This window comes from Tersicoccus solisilvae (genome assembly GCF_014643255.1).
Taxonomy (GTDB): Bacteria; Actinomycetota; Actinomycetes; order Actinomycetales; family Micrococcaceae; genus Tersicoccus; species Tersicoccus solisilvae.
Genome location: NZ_BMJI01000015.1, coordinates 62,528 through 76,292, shown reverse-complemented (window position 1 = coordinate 76,292; position 13,765 = coordinate 62,528). Strand labels below are relative to the sequence as shown.

Annotated in this window: 13 protein-coding genes and 1 tRNA gene; 5 read left to right on the top strand and 9 right to left on the bottom strand. The window is 72.9% G+C overall.

Annotation, left to right across the window (positions count from 1 at the left end; all coding sequences use genetic code 11):
- Positions 1 to 114 precede the first annotated feature (114 nt).
- Entirely contained in the window at positions 115 to 846 is a 732-nt protein-coding gene (locus IEX22_RS11540) for a zinc ribbon domain-containing protein (RefSeq protein ID WP_188668553.1), read from the bottom strand.
- A gap of 66 nt (positions 847 to 912) precedes the next feature.
- The gene (locus IEX22_RS11535; protein WP_188668552.1) at positions 913 to 1,782 is read right to left on the bottom strand and encodes a Nif3-like dinuclear metal center hexameric protein; all 870 of its coding nucleotides are present in this window, start codon (positions 1,780 to 1,782) and stop codon (positions 913 to 915) included.
- Between the two features lie 91 nt (positions 1,783 to 1,873).
- On the opposite strand from IEX22_RS11535, the gene msrA reads away from it, so the two are divergent.
- The 3 genes from msrA to epsC all read left to right on the top strand — a co-directional run bounded on the left by msrA (position 1,874) and on the right by epsC (position 4,106).
- A complete protein-coding gene (gene msrA, locus IEX22_RS11530; protein ID WP_188668551.1) occupies positions 1,874 to 2,398 on the top strand; it encodes a peptide-methionine (S)-S-oxide reductase MsrA in 525 nt (174 codons plus the stop codon).
- A gap of 143 nt (positions 2,399 to 2,541) precedes the next feature.
- Entirely contained in the window at positions 2,542 to 3,477 is a 936-nt protein-coding gene (gene cysK / locus IEX22_RS11525) for a cysteine synthase A (protein ID WP_188668550.1), read from the top strand.
- Positions 3,478 to 3,518: 41 nt separating this feature from the next.
- A complete protein-coding gene (gene epsC / locus IEX22_RS11520) occupies positions 3,519 to 4,106 on the top strand; it encodes a serine O-acetyltransferase EpsC (RefSeq protein ID WP_188668549.1) in 588 nt (195 codons plus the stop codon).
- Between the two features lie 81 nt (positions 4,107 to 4,187).
- Here the strand turns inward: epsC and IEX22_RS11515 are convergent, their stop codons facing one another.
- Positions 4,188 to 5,048, bottom strand: a complete 861-nt coding sequence (locus IEX22_RS11515) for a class I SAM-dependent methyltransferase (protein WP_188668548.1) — start codon at positions 5,046 to 5,048, stop codon at positions 4,188 to 4,190.
- Between the two features lie 86 nt (positions 5,049 to 5,134).
- Here IEX22_RS11515 and IEX22_RS11510 point away from each other — a divergent pair, with 86 nt between their 5' ends.
- A complete protein-coding gene (locus IEX22_RS11510; protein ID WP_188668547.1) occupies positions 5,135 to 5,911 on the top strand; it encodes a winged helix-turn-helix transcriptional regulator in 777 nt (258 codons plus the stop codon).
- A 104-nt stretch (positions 5,912 to 6,015) separates the two neighbouring features.
- Here IEX22_RS11510 and gnd read toward each other — a convergent pair whose 3' ends face one another.
- From gnd to IEX22_RS11490, 4 genes are all read right to left on the bottom strand, one after another.
- Entirely contained in the window at positions 6,016 to 7,503 is a 1,488-nt protein-coding gene (gnd, locus tag IEX22_RS11505; protein ID WP_188668546.1) for an NADP-dependent phosphogluconate dehydrogenase, read from the bottom strand.
- 154 nt (positions 7,504 to 7,657) lie between these two features.
- A complete protein-coding gene (locus IEX22_RS11500) occupies positions 7,658 to 8,641 on the bottom strand; it encodes an aldo/keto reductase (RefSeq protein ID WP_188668545.1) in 984 nt (327 codons plus the stop codon).
- A 54-nt stretch (positions 8,642 to 8,695) separates the two neighbouring features.
- Positions 8,696 to 11,236, bottom strand: a complete 2,541-nt coding sequence (locus IEX22_RS11495; protein ID WP_188668544.1) for an excinuclease ABC subunit UvrA — start codon at positions 11,234 to 11,236, stop codon at positions 8,696 to 8,698.
- Positions 11,237 to 11,264: 28 nt separating this feature from the next.
- Positions 11,265 to 11,340: transfer RNA gene (locus IEX22_RS11490), tRNA-Val, on the bottom strand.
- A 392-nt stretch (positions 11,341 to 11,732) separates the two neighbouring features.
- Between IEX22_RS11490 and IEX22_RS16110 the strand changes: the two genes are divergently transcribed.
- Positions 11,733 to 11,984: an MmpS family transport accessory protein gene (locus IEX22_RS16110; RefSeq protein ID WP_188668543.1), complete on the top strand. Its 252-nt coding sequence runs from the start codon at positions 11,733 to 11,735 to the stop codon at positions 11,982 to 11,984.
- Positions 11,985 to 12,007: 23 nt separating this feature from the next.
- Here IEX22_RS16110 and IEX22_RS11480 read toward each other — a convergent pair whose 3' ends face one another.
- Positions 12,008 to 12,655: a class I SAM-dependent methyltransferase gene (locus tag IEX22_RS11480; protein WP_188668542.1), complete on the bottom strand. Its 648-nt coding sequence runs from the start codon at positions 12,653 to 12,655 to the stop codon at positions 12,008 to 12,010.
- A 76-nt stretch (positions 12,656 to 12,731) separates the two neighbouring features.
- The gene (locus IEX22_RS11475; protein ID WP_188668541.1) at positions 12,732 to 13,763 is read right to left on the bottom strand and encodes an alpha/beta fold hydrolase; all 1,032 of its coding nucleotides are present in this window, start codon (positions 13,761 to 13,763) and stop codon (positions 12,732 to 12,734) included.
- Between the last annotated feature and the right edge of the window lie 2 nt (positions 13,764 to 13,765).

Sequence of the window (13,765 nt, the reverse complement as noted above, 5' to 3'; positions counted from 1 at the left end):
CAAAGACGTCATCCGCTGCCTCAAACGCCACATCGCCCGCGAGATCTACTCAGTCCTCACCCACCCTTGACATCCATAGGAGCATCGAGCTGGCGCAGGGGGGAGGGGGGAGGGTCAGGCGCGGACCAGGATCCGTCCGCACTCCTCGCAGCGCACCACGGCGTCCTCGGCCGCCGCCCGGATGGCGGCCAGGTCCTTCGGGTTGAGCTCGAGCATGCAGCCGCCGCAGCGGGAGCCCTGCAGCGGGGCGACCCCGACGCCGTCGTGCGCGCTCCGCAGCTTCTCGTACAGGCTCACCAGGGCCGCGTCGTCGATCCCCGCGAGCACCTCCGCGCGGGCGGCCTTCTCCCGCTCGAACTCGCCGGACAGGTCCCGCAACCGCGCGTCGCGCACCTCGGTCAGCGCACCGAGCGCGCCGGCGGCCTCGCTCGCGCCCACGGTCGACTCGTCCAGCGCCGCCTGCGCGGTCTCGACCCGTTCCATCACCGCCAGCTCCGCGTCCTCCAGGTCGGAACGCCGGGAGCCGAGGGTGCCGATCTCGTGCTGCAGTGCGGTCAGGTCCTTCGACGAGCCGGTGCCCGCGTCGAGCCGCTGCTGGTTGCGCTGGATGCGGGTCGCGACCTGCTCGACGGCGTGCTCCGCGGCGGCGAGCGCCTCCCCGGCGTCGTCGACCTCCGCCTGGGCCTGCTCCCGCCGCGTCTGCGTCGCGGTGGACCGCTCCTGCGCGGCGGCGATCTCGGGGTCCGCGCGCAGCGCGGCGGCCTGGTGGCGGATCCGGTCGATCGCGGTGTCCCGCGCCTGCAGATCGAGCAGCCGGCGCTGGTGGTCGGGACGGGCGGTGGGCATGGAGCCTCCTGCGGTGGGGGTCTGACCACCCTAGTGCAGCGCGCGCAGCGACGGCTCGGAGGCGGCTCACGGGGTGAGGATGAAGTCCCACGGGTCGGTGTTCAGCTGGCTGACCCGCACCTCGGCGTCCAGCTCGTGGTCCGCGAGCGCCCGCTCGAGAGCCCGCGCCCCCACCGGCAGCCACAGCCACTCGCTGGCGAAGTGGGAGACGTCCACGAGATACGGCCGGTCCGCGACCGCCGCCTCCCTGGCCTCCGAGGCCGGGTGGTGGCGCAGGTCCGCGGTCACGTACACGTCGGCGCGCGACGCGCGCACGGCGTCGAACAGCGAGTCGCCCGCGCCGCCGCACACCGCGACGGTGCGAACGAGCCCGTCCGGATCCCCCGAGACCCGCACGCCGCCGGCGACGGCGGGCAGCAGGCGGAACACCCGCGCGGCGAAGTCGGCGAGCGTGCACACCTCGTCCAGTTCGCCCACCCGGCCGATGCCCTCCTCGCTCAGTCCGTCCGCGGTGACCTGCAGGGGCCGGGCGTCGCGCACCCCGAGCGCGTCGGCGATGACGTCGGAGACGCCGCCGATGGCGCTGTCCGCGTTGGTGTGGGCGGTCAGCAGCCCGCAGGACGACTCGATCAACCGGTGCACCGCGGCCCCCTTGAACCCGTCGGCGGCCACCGAGGTGACGGGCCGCAGCAGCAGCGGGTGATGGGTGATGAGCAGATCCGCGTCCCAGGCGACGGCCTCCTCGACGACGGCGGCCACCGGGTCCACGGCGAACAGGACCCGCCGCACGGGCGCGTCCCGCCGGCCGACCACCAGCCCCACCGCATCCCAGCTCTCCGCCAGGGAGCCCGGCCACAGCTCCTCGACGAGGTCGCACACCCGGCCCAGGGTGGGGGTGCGGGCGTCCGGGCGGGGGTCCGAGTGCGGGGCGTCCATGCCCTCAGTTCTACCGCAGGCCGGCGCGCGATCGTCCTCGCACCGGCCGACGGCCGGGAATGATCCCGCCGGGTGCGCGGTTGGACCGCACGTGAAGACCTATGTGCTGGCCGGAGGATGCTTCTGGTGCCTGGACGCCGTGTACCGGAAGATGCGGGGCGTGACCGCGGTCGAGTCCGGGTACACCGGCGGGGGCTACCCGAACCCCGATTACTACACGGTGTGCAACGGCACGACCGGCCACGCGGAGGCGGTGACGGTGACGTTCGACGAGACGGTCATCCCGTCGGAGGTGATCCTCGACGTCTTCTTCGCCACGCACGACCCGACGACGCTGAACCGCCAGGGTTACGACGTCGGCACCCAGTACCGCTCGGCCATGTTCTACACGGACGAGCAGCAGCGCCAGGAGTTCGTCGACGCGATCGGCCGTGCCCAGGAGCAGTGGGACGACCCGATCGTCACCGAGGTGACCCGGGCGTCCACCTGGTACCCGGCCGAGGACATCCACCAGGACTTCTACGCGAAGCAGCCGTACAACGGGTACTGCCAGGTGATCATCAACCCCAAGCTGGCCAAGGCCCGGAAGTATTACTCTCAGTGGCTGGCGGCCTGATCGGCTCAGGCGCCGGCCACTAGGCTGGTCGGGCCCGGAGCCGTGCCCGCCGGGGCGGCGGCAGCGACCGGGCCCGTACGGTTTCCCGTCCTCGTCGTCCTCGTGCGAGCTCGGGTCCTCCTCCACGCAGAAGGCGAGTGAATATGGCACGCATCTACGACGACGTCACCCAACTGGTCGGCCGGACCCCCCTGGTCCGGCTCAACCGGCTCGCGGAGGGGCTGCCCGGCAACGTGGCCGTGAAGCTCGAGTTCTACAACCCCGCCAACTCGGTCAAGGACCGGATCGGCGTCGCGATCGTCGACGCCGCGGAGAAGGCGGGCGCACTCCGCCCGGGCGGCACCATCGTCGAGGGCACCAGCGGCAACACGGGCATCGCCCTGGCGATGGTCGGCGCGGCGCGGGGCTACAAGGTCATCCTCACGATGCCCGAGACCATGTCCACCGAGCGGCGGGTCATGCTGCGCGCGTACGGGGCGGAGATCGTCCTCACCCCCGGCGCCGACGGCATGCGCGGCGCCGTCGACAAGGCGCAGGAGATCGTCGACACCACCGACAACGCCATCTGGGCGAAGCAGTTCGCCAACGCCGCGAATCCGGCCGTGCACCGCGAGACGACCGCCGAGGAGGTCTGGGCGGACACGGACGGCGAGGTGGACGTGTTCGTCGCCGGCATCGGCACGGGCGGCACCATCACCGGCGTCGGCCAGGTGCTCAAGGAACGCAAGCCCGGCGTGCAGATCGTCGCCGTCGAGCCGAAGGACTCCGCGATCCTCAACGGCGGCAAGCCCGGTCCCCACAAGATCCAGGGCATCGGCGCAAACTTCATCCCCGAGGTCCTCGACACCGACATCTACGACGAGGTGTTCGACGCGTCCATCGAGGACTCGGTGCGCGTCTCCCGCGAGCTGGCCTCCCGGGAGGGCATCCTCGGCGGCATCTCGTCCGGCGCGATCGTCTGGGCGGCCCTGGAGCTGGCGAAGCGGCCCGAGAACGACGGCAAGCTGATCGTCGCCGTGGTCTGCGACTACGGCGAGCGGTACATCTCCACCCTGCTGTACGAGGACATCCGCGGCTGATCCGCCCGACCTACCCGACTCGACACGACACGAAGGACACCGTGCGCTTCCTCTCCCGTCTCCGCGAGGACCTGCAGACCGCCCGCACCCACGACCCGGCCGCCCGGGGCAACCTCGAGGTGGCGGTCGTGTACTCGGGGCTGCACGCGATCTGGGCGCACCGGCTCACCCACCGGCTGTGGCAGCAGGAGTCGACCCGCACGCTCGCGCGGGTCATCTCGCAGGTGGCCCGGACGGCGACCGGCATCGAGATCCACCCAGGGGCGACCATCGGGCGCCGGTTCTTCATCGACCACGGGATGGGCGTGGTGATCGGCGAGACCGCCGAGATCGGGGACGACGTGATGATCTACCACGGGGTCACCCTCGGCGGTCGGTCGCTGGCCCGGGTCAAGCGGCATCCGACCATCGGCGACGGCGTCACGATCGGCGCGGGTGCGAAGATCCTCGGTCCCGTGGTCCTCGGCGCCGGGTCCGCGGTGGGGGCGAACGCCGTCGTGGTCAAGGACGCCCCGGAGAACTCGATCCTCACCGGCGTGCCCGCGACCGCCCGCCCGAAGCGCTCCGAGCAGGAGAACGCGCCGCTGGTCGATCCCGCGGTGTGGATCGACCCGGCCATGTGGATCTGACAGCGCAGACGTCCACCGGAAGCGCCCGGCCCTCACCCACCGGTGGGGACCGGGCGCTTCCGCGTTCGGTGCCGCGTCCTCTCAGCGTTGGCGCGCGGTGACGAGCAGATACTCCCACTCCATCGCGCCGGTGCCGTCCATGTGCCGGGCGGCGACGTCGTCCAGGGCGGCGTCGAGCTCGGCGGTCCGGTCCGGGTCGTCCGCGAGCCGCCGATAGGCCGCGACCGTCGGACCGTAGGTGCTCCCGAAGTAGCGGCGGAACGCCTCGGGGCGGTCGAAGGACGTCACGGGCAGCGACTCGGTGCACACCTGAACGTCGTCGACCGCGTCGCCCAGCAGCTCCCGCACGTGCGCCTCGTCTCCCCACAGCGGCGGCGGTGACGCGCCCTCGGGGGGAGGCGGATTGAACGGTTTCATCGCGGCGAACATCTGCCCGATGAAACCCGCGGGCGTCCACGAGATCAGCCCGATCCGCCCCCCGGGCCGGCACACGCGCAGCAGTTCGTCGGCCGCTTGCTGGTGGTGCGGGGCGAACATGATGCCCACGCAGGAGAGCACGACGTCGAAGGCGGCGTCCTCGAACGGCAGCGCCTCCGCGTCCGCCTCCCGCCAGGTCAGGGCGACGCCGTCCCGCTCCGCGTCGCGCCGGCCCGCCTCCAGCAGGGCCGGGGCCAGGTCGCTGGCGACGACACGGGCACCGCGCCGGGCGGCGGGGATCGCGGCGTTGCCCGACCCGGCGCCGATGTCCAGCACGGTCTCGCCCGCCGCCACGGCGGTCGCCTCGACCAGTCGCGGCCCGAGGGCCGGGATGACGTCGCGGGCCACGGCGGGGAAATCGCCGAGGCTCCACATCGTCCGATGAGCGTTCTTCAAGGCCCGGTCGGCCTCCACCGCGGACGGCGCCGCGGTGGTCGACGGAGCGGGAGTGATGTCGGTAGCCATGCCTCCAGCCTCGACCGCGCGACCCGCACCGAACCAGTACAGATCGAGGACTTCCCCGGTCCTCTCCGCGGACCGACCATGAAGACATGGACGCCGCACTGCCGGGCTCCTCCCCCGGCGAAACACCCCCACCGGACCCGCTCCCGCACGCCGTCGCCCCGGCGCCTCCCGCCGTCGAGGGCGAGGACCCGCCCGGCTACGGCCAGTACTGCCCCATCTCGCGGGCACTGGACGTGCTCGGCGAGCGGTGGACGCTGCTCATCATCCGGGACCTGACCGTGGGCACCACCCGGTTCAACGACCTGGCCCGGGGGCTGCCCGGACTGTCGCGGACGCTGCTGGCCAAGCGGCTGCGCCAGCTCGAGCGGGCCGGCCTGGTGGACCACAGCGCGGGCCGCTACCTGCTCACGGCGGCGGGGGCGGCGCTGCGGCCGGTGATCTTCGGGCTGGCAGAGTGGGGCGCGCGCTGGGTGTACGGGGACCCGCGGCCCGACGAACTGGACGCCGACCTGCTCGCCTGGTGGATGCACGACCGGCTGGATCTCTCGTTCCTGCCCGGCGCGATCCACGTGGTGCAGCTGCGGTTCAGCGATGACGCACGCCAGTTCTGGATCGTCGTCGAGCGCGGCGACGCCTCGGTGTGCCTGACCGACCCCGGGTTCGACGTGGACCTGCTGCTGTCCACCGACGTGGCCACCCTGTACGCCGTCTGGCTGGGCCGGTTGCCGCTGACGACGGCGCGCCGATCCGGCCGGCTCGCGGCCCACGGAGCCACCGCCGTCACCTCGCGGCTGGCCACGGTGCTGCAGCTGAGCGAGGTCGCGCCCGTCGTCCGCCGGACGACGGGCGCGATGCCTGCGTGAGGTCCGCAGCGGCGACCGCCACGCCGCGTTCCGCCCCCGAGCCCACCGAGAGCACCGGGGCGCCCCCGCGATCGCGAGGGCGCCCCGGTGACGCTGCGGCCGAGTCAGTGCGTGTCGACGGCCTCGACCTCGCGGCGGTCCTCGCCCCACAGGGTGTGGAAGGTGCCCTCACCGTCGATGCGGTTGTAGGTGTGGGCGCCGAAGAGGTCCCGCAGGCCCTGGGTCAGCGCGGCCGGCAGTCGGTCCCGCCGCAGGCCGTCGTAGTAGGCCAGGGAGGAGGAGAACACCGGCGTCGGGATGCCCAGCCGGGCCGCCGTCGCCACGACGCGGCGCCACGCCGGAACCGCGTCGCCGATGGCCTTCGCGAAGGCCGGCGCGAACAGCAGGTTCGCCGGCTCGTTGCCGGGCGCATAAGCCTTCATGATGTCGTCGAGCAGCTCCGCGCGGATGATGCAACCGGCCCGCCACAGGGAGGCGATCCGGTCCAGCTTGAGGTCCCACCCATACTGCTTGCCGGCCAGATTCAGCATGTCCAGGCCCTGCGCGTAGCTGACCAGCTTGGACGCGTAGAGCGCCTGCCGCACGTCGTCGACGAAGGACTCGGGCACGTCGACGTCCTCGGTGCCGGCGACGAGGGTCTTCTCGGCGACCGCGCGCTGGTCCCGCTGCGAGGAGAGGCCGCGGGCGAACACGGACTCGGCGATGCCGCTGACCGGGGAGCCGAGCTCCAGGCCCGCGATGACCGTCCACCGGCCGGTGCCCTTCTGCCCGGCGGCGTCGACGACGACGTCGACGAACGGCTTGCCGGTCTTCTCGTCGGTGTGGCCGAGCACCTCGGCCGTGATCTCGATCAGGAACGAGTTGAGCTGGCCGGTGTTCCACTCGGTGAAGATCTTGGCCTGCTCGGCGGGCTCGATGCCGGCGCCGGAGCGCAGCAGGTCGTACGCCTCGCCGATCACCTGCATGTCCGAGTACTCGATGCCGTTGTGCACCATCTTGACGAAGTGGCCCGCGCCGTCCGTCTCGATCCACGCGCAGCAGGGCTCGCCGTCGTACTTGGCGGAGATCTTCTCGAGCATCGGGCCGAGGGACTCGTAGGACTCCTTCGACCCGCCCGGCATGATCGACGGGCCGTTCAGGGCGCCCTCCTCGCCACCGGAGACGCCGACGCCGACGAAGTGCAGGCCCTTCGCGGAGAGGTCCTTCTCCCGCCGGATCGTGTCCAGGTAGAGGGAGTTGCCGCCGTCGATGATGATGTCGCCCTCCTCGAGCAGCGGCACGAGCTGCTCGATGACGGCGTCGACCGGGGCTCCGGCCTTGACCATGACGAGCACGCGGCGCGGCCGCTCGAGGGACTGCACGAACTCCTCGAGGGTCTCGGTGCGCACGAAGTCCCCGTCGTCGCCGTGCTTGGCCAGCAGGTCGTCGGTCTTCGCCTGGGTGCGGTTGTGCAGGGCGACGGTGTAGCCGTTCCGGGCGAGGTTGCGCGCCAGGTTGGCGCCCATCACGGCCAGGCCGGTGACGCCGATCTGCGCGGTTGCCTGCACTCCGCTGTTCGCGGGAACGGTCTCGGGAGTCTTCTCGTCGGGCATGTTTCCTCCGTAGGTCACGGCGCCGCTGGCGTACTCGACGGCGGCGCCCGGGTCGGGATCCTCTGCATCGATCCTAGTGACGCCGTGCTCGCCGGAGCCATCAGGTGCACTCTGTTGCCGTGGACGAGCCGGGCGACGGACGTCGAGGCCGCTCCTACCAGCGGTCGTGCACCTGAGCCCGGATGCGGCGGTCGTAGAGGTCCTGCACGGCGGTCAGCGTCGCGTCGTCCAGCGGGGCCAGCGCGGCGGCCTCGGCGTTCGCGCGGGCCTGCTCGGGGTTGCGCGCCCCGGGGATGACCGTGGTGACGCCGGGCTGCTGGACGATCCACCGCAGGGCCGTCTGAGCCGGCGTCGCCCCCTCGGGCACGAGCGCGGCGAACTCCTGCGCGGCCTCGACGCCCGTGGCGAAGTCCACGCCGGCGAAGGTCTCGCCCTGGTCGAAGGCCTCGCCGTGGCGGTTGAAGGTGCGGTGGTCGTTCGCCGCGAACTGCGTGTCCGCGGTGTACGTGCCGGACAGCAGGCCGCTGGCCAGGGGCACGCGGGCGATGATGCCGACCCCGGCCTCCATGGCGGCGGGCAGCACCTCGGTCACGGGCTTGAGGCGGAACGGGTTGAGGATGATCTGCACGGTGGCCGTGCCGGGCCGGGCGATGGCCGTCAGCGCCTCGGCGCTCGTCTCCACGCTCACGCCGTACGCGGCGATCCGCTCCTCCTGGACCAGGGTGTCGAGCGCGTCGAACACCGCGTCCGAGCCGTACACGGCAGGCGGCGGGCAGTGCAGCTGCACCAGGTCCAGCCGATCGACGCCCAGGTTCGTCCGCGAGCGGTCCGTCCAGGCGCGGAAGTTCTCCAGGGTGTAGAGCGCGGGGTCGAGGTCGACGCGGCGGCCCATCTTGGTGGCGACGGTCAGACCGGCGTCGGGCCGTTCGCGCAGGAACCGGCCGATCAGCTGCTCCGACCGGCCGTCACCGTAGACGTCGGCCGTGTCGAAGAACGTGACGCCGGCGTCGGCCGCGGCGCCGAGGACGGCGAGGGCGTCCTCCTCGCGGACGTCTCCCCAGTCGGCGCCGAGCTGCCAGGTCCCCAGGCCGATGACCGACGCTCGTTGCCCGCTGCGTTCGATGGTGCGCTGTTCCATGTCTCTCCCGTTCTGGAGGCGGACCGGCCGCGGCGCGGCCCGGAGGTAGAAAGCCTACTGTCGATTCTGGTGGCGCGCGCGCTCGCCCTCGGCCAGCCGGTCGGCCAGGTAGCCGCCGGTGACGCTGTCCGGGTCGTCCGCGACCTGCCGCGGCGTGCCCGTCGCGACGATGCGGCCGCCCTCCACGCCGCCGGACGGCCCCATGTCGATGACGTGGTCGGCGTTGGCGATCAGGTCGAGGTCGTGCTCAATCACGACCACGGTGCCGCCGGCCTCCACGAGCCGGTCGAACACCCCGATGAGCGTGCGCACGTCCAGCGGGTGCAGGCCGACGGTCGGCTCGTCGAAGACGAACAGGGAGTGCTCCTGCCGGCGGCCGAGCTCGGAGACCAGCTTGAGGCGCTGCGCCTCCCCGCCGGACAGGGCCGGGGTCGACTCGCCCAGCGTCAGGTAGCCCAGCCCGACATCGCACAGGGACTGCAGTCGCCGGCGGACGCGGGTCAGGTCCCGCAGATGGTCGATCGCCTCGACGACGGTCATCCCGAGCACCGCGGGCAACGTCAGCTCGCCGTCGCCGGTGGCCGAGGGGCGGACGTGGGCGTCGGCGTCCGGGCCGTAGCGGCGGCCGTCGCAGTCCGGGCAAGGGATGTCGACGTCGGGCAGGAACTGGACGTCGAGGGAGATCTCCCCGGTGCCCTCACAGCGGGGGCAGCGCAGGGACCCGGTGTTGTAGGAGAAGTCGCTCGCGGTCAGGCCCGCGTGCTTCGCCGAGTCCAGCCCGGCCCAGGCGCGGCGCAGGTCGTCGAGCACGCCCGAGTAGGTGGCGACCGTGGAGCGGACGTTGATGCCGATCGGGGTGGCGTCGACGACGTCGACCTTCTCGATGCCGTCGGAATCCAGGTCGCGCACGTGGGCCGGACGCCGGCCCGGGCTCTCGGCCCGCAGCGCCGGCACCAGGCTCTCCAGCACGAGCGTGGTCTTGCCGGAGCCGGAGACGCCCGTGACCGCCGTCAGCCGGCCGCGCGGGATCGCCACGTCGAGGGCGTGCACCGTGTGGACCGGGTCGGTGCGCAGCCGGATCGTCCCGTGCGCGAAGGTCTGGTCGGCCGGCGCTGTCTCCCGCACCAGCGCGCCCTCGCGGCCGCTGAGGAAGCGCCCGATCCGGGACTGCGGCGCGGCGTCGAGCTCGTCGACCGTGCCGGCGAGGACGACGGTGCCGCCGTCGCGCCCGGACCCCGGACCCATCTCGATCAGATGGTCGGCTTCCCGGAGCACCTGCGGGTCGTGGTCGACCATGACGATCGAGTTGCCGCCGGCGAGCAGGTCCGCGAACACGCCGGCCAGACCGTGGAGGTTGGAGGGATGCAGGCCGGTGGACGGCTCGTCCAGGACGTAGAGCACCCCGGTGGTCTCGTTGCGCACCGCCCGGGCCAGCTGGACGCGCTGCCGCTCCCCCGTCGACAGCGTCGCCCCGGCCCGGTCGAGAGCGAGGTAGCCGAGGCCCAGGTCCAGCAGCCGGCGGGCCATCCGGTGCAGGGTCTCGATCAGGCTGTCCGCCATCGGGCGCATCGTCGTCGGGAGGGTGGCGGGCACGGTGTCGACCCAGACGACCACGTCGTCGAGGGTCAGCTCCGTGGCGTCGGCCAGATTCACCTCTCCGATCCGCGGCGCGAGGGCGGCGGGCGAGAGCCGGGACCCGCCGCAGTCCGGGCAGGTGCGTTCGACGAGGAACCGGCTGACCCGGGCCAGCCGCTTGGCGTCCTGCGCCCTCTTGAGTTCCTCGGTCACGGTCAACCGGGCGTTGCGGAACGTGAAGTCGAGGTCGTGCACGCCCTTCCGCGAGGTGAAGGTGATGTGCTTCTTCTCCTCCGGCCCGGCGAGGACGATGTCCTTCTCGGCGTCGGTCAGGTCCCGCCACGGCACGTCGGTGCGGACGCCGAACTCGCGGGCGATCCGGGGCTGGACGTTGAACCCGAACATCTGCCAGGGCACGACGGCGCCGTCGTCGAGACTCAGGTCCGGGTCCCGGATCAGGGTCGCGTCGTCCACGTCGCGGACCGTGCCGGTGCCCTCGCAGGTGGGGCAGGCGCCGCCGGAGTTGAAGGCCAGGGCCTCGGCGCCGGGCGGGCTGAACTCGGCGCCGCACGCCTCGCACACCACGGGCTCCTCGGCGGCGACCTGCAGGGTGGGCGGGTTGCGGTGGCCGTTCGGGCAGACGTGGGTGGCCAGCCGGGAGAACATCAGCCGCAGGACGTTGAGCAGCTCGGTGGACGTGCCGAAGGTCGAGCGGATGCCGGGCACACCGGGTCGCTGCCGCAGGGCGAGGGCGGCCGGCACGTGGCTGACGCGGTCGACGTCGGCGTGCGAGGCCTGCCCCAGCCGGCGGCGCGTGTACGTCGACAGCGCCTCGATATACCGGCGAGAACCCTCGGCGTAGAGCACGCCCATGGCCAGGGACGATTTGCCGGAGCCGGAGACGCCGGCGATGCCGACCAGCTGCCCGAGGGGGATGTCGACGTCGATGTTGCGCAGGTTGTGCACCCGGGCGCCGCGCACCTCGATCCGGTCGGGGGCCGGCGTCGTCTGCTTCGGCACGCGTGCTGCTCCTGTCCCGGAAGTCTCCTGGTGGGCCCTGCCGGGATCGAACCGACGACATTCACGGTGTAAACGTGACGCTCTACCAACTGAGCTAAAGGCCCCACGGCCGGGGACGGCCACGCCCCGCGGCGGGCGTCGCGGCTTCCCGTGGCCGGTGCAGCAGTCTACCCGCAGGTCACGGGTCGGGCGACCGATGCCGCCGTCACGCGGTGCCGGATGCCGCCGCCGGTGGGACAATGGACGGGACGGGCCCGGCATTGGACTTCCGCCGGGGAGCCCGCCGGGTCAGCCGGATCTCGGGTCATCATGCGTACCGCCATCTCCGTCGTCGTCGCCGGCGCCCTGCTGCTGGCCACCTGCTCCTGCGGGATCGGGGATTTCCCCGTGGCCGCGGATCCGGTCGGCACCGGCCGGACCGACTCCGCTCCCGTGGCCCCCGCCGCCCTGGCCGGCGGTTCCGGGAGCACCCCGCAGATCGTCGTCGAGGTGACCAGTGACGCCGACACCGCGCTCCTCGTCACCTGGCGGACCTGGCGCGAGGGCGCGGATTACGGCGTCCAGGAGCAGGTCAGCCGTCCCCGCCTGCCCCTTCGCCGGCTGCTGCCGATCACCGGGAAGCCGGGCGTCTCGATCGCCGTCGACGCCCGCGGCCGTCATCACCTGCCGCATCGAAGTGGACGGCGTGGTGGCGACCGAACGAACGAACACCGGCGCGTTCGCCGTGGTGAGCTGTCACGCGCCGTGACGCCCCTCCCCCCGGCATGGTGGCTACACCCGGGCGATACCGGCGATCTGCGGGTTGAACGGCAGGAAGAGCGAGTGGATCCGGTAGCGGTGGACGCTGACCGACGCGAACCCCGCCGCCCGCACCGCCAGCTCGAGGTCCCGCTCACAGGAGCACCCCTCGAACGTCCACGCCCAGGGGCGCCGCAGAATCCGTTGCGCGAGGCGAGTCGGGGTGCCGCGACGCGCGACGACGTGCTCGACGAAACGGAACGTGCCGCCGGGCCGCAGGATCCGCCGGATCTCGGCGAGCACGACGGCCGGATCGGCCACCGTGCAGAGCACCAGGGACGAGATCACCACGTCAACGCTTCGGTCCGGCAGGCCGGTCCGCTCGCCGACGCCATCACGCAGCTCCAGGCGAACGCGCGCCCGCCGCGCCGCCGCGCGCAGCGGGGCGTGCATGGCGTGGTTCGGTTCGATCGCGATCAGCGTGCCGCCGGGCGGGACCCACGGCAGGTTGGCCCCCACCCCCGGCCCGATCTCGACGACCGCATCCGGGAGATCCGTGAACACCCGTTGTTTGTGCCGGCGCAGGGCCCGCTCCAGGACGGGGCCGAGTGCCCGGAAGAAGACGGCGTTGAACCGGTCCCGGACGGCATGCTGCGCGATTCCGGTGGCGGTGTCGGTCATGAGGGCTCCCACGGTGGACGGGTTCGATGTCCCCAGCCTCGTCCTGCCCGCCTCCGCACGGCAGGCGGGAACTACCTCAGGGTGCGGGTGGACTGCCCGTCTCGTGCGCCGCGTACCAGGCGGCGACCTGAGCGCGAGACCGGACACCGAGCCGCAGCCGGATCCGCTCGACGTGTCCCTCCGCGGAGCGTTCCTCGATGCCGAGGTGGGCCGCGATCTCACGATTCGTGTGTCCCGCGCTGACGAGGGCTGCCACCTCGCGCTGCCGGCTCGTCAGAAGACCGGCCGCACGGCGGGCGACGCGCAGGCCGAGGAAGCGGCGGACCGCGGCCACCACCGCCGCCGCGTCGCCGACCCAGGGCAGGTGTGAGCGGCCGGACAGGACGACGAGGCGGGCACCGGCGATGCCGCGCGCCAGGGCGGTGCCCTGCGCCACCGGCGCGGCCCGGTCGCCGGCGCGGTGCACCACGAGCGCCGGTGCGTGCACGCGTCCCAGCAGGGCGCCGACGTCGAGCTCGTACCCGAGGGCGAGCAACGCCCGGGCGGTGGCCGCGGTCGAGCTCGCCCGCTGGTATCGGCCGAACTCCGCCCGATCCGCCGGCGGAGCATCCGGCGCGAAGACACCGGTGAGCACCTCCGACCCCAGACCCCAGTGCGCCTCGACCAGGCCGAGGATGTGCGCGCGCACGTCGGGCGGCGCAAGGTCCGCGCCGTTCACCCAACCGCCGTAGAGCACCAGCCGCCGTACGGCGTCCGGGTGCGCTGCCGCCCATGCCGCCGCGACCGGTGCGCCCAGCGAGGTGCCCATCAGGTCGACCGGTCCCGGCCCCAGGGCGCCGACGACGGCGTCGAGCTGCTCGAGTTCGAAGGCCAGCGACGGCGCCCGGCCCGACGGGGACGACAGCCCGCAGCCGGCACGGTCGTACCGCACCAGGCGGGCGCCCTCGCCGAGGCTGGCGTAGAAGGCGCGCACCGAGGGCATCGCCATGTCCTGCCCCAGATGGCCGACCCAGCCGTTGACGTACACCAGCGGACGGCCGGCCCCGGTCTCGGCGATCGCCAGCTCGGTGCCGTCGGTGGTCCGCACCCGGCCCAGGTGCTGCCGCACGC

Bases quoted from the DNA above. Each gene is read 5' to 3' on its own strand.
- IEX22_RS11540 (WP_188668553.1), bottom strand. From the start codon at position 846: ATGCCCACCGCCCGTCCCGACCACCAGCGCCGGCTGCTCGATCTGCAG.
- IEX22_RS11515 (WP_188668548.1), bottom strand. From the start codon at position 5,048: ATGGCTACCGACATCACTCCCGCTCCGTCGACCACCGCGGCGCCGTCC.
- IEX22_RS11535 (WP_188668552.1), bottom strand. From the start codon at position 1,782: ATGGACGCCCCGCACTCGGACCCCCGCCCGGACGCCCGCACCCCCACC.
- IEX22_RS11500 (WP_188668545.1), bottom strand. From the start codon at position 8,641: ATGGAACAGCGCACCATCGAACGCAGCGGGCAACGAGCGTCGGTCATC.
- gnd (WP_188668546.1), bottom strand. From the start codon at position 7,503: ATGCCCGACGAGAAGACTCCCGAGACCGTTCCCGCGAACAGCGGAGTG.
- IEX22_RS11510 (WP_188668547.1), top strand. From the start codon at position 5,135: ATGGACGCCGCACTGCCGGGCTCCTCCCCCGGCGAAACACCCCCACCG.
- cysK (WP_188668550.1), top strand. From the start codon at position 2,542: ATGGCACGCATCTACGACGACGTCACCCAACTGGTCGGCCGGACCCCC.
- IEX22_RS11480 (WP_188668542.1), bottom strand. From the start codon at position 12,655: ATGACCGACACCGCCACCGGAATCGCGCAGCATGCCGTCCGGGACCGG.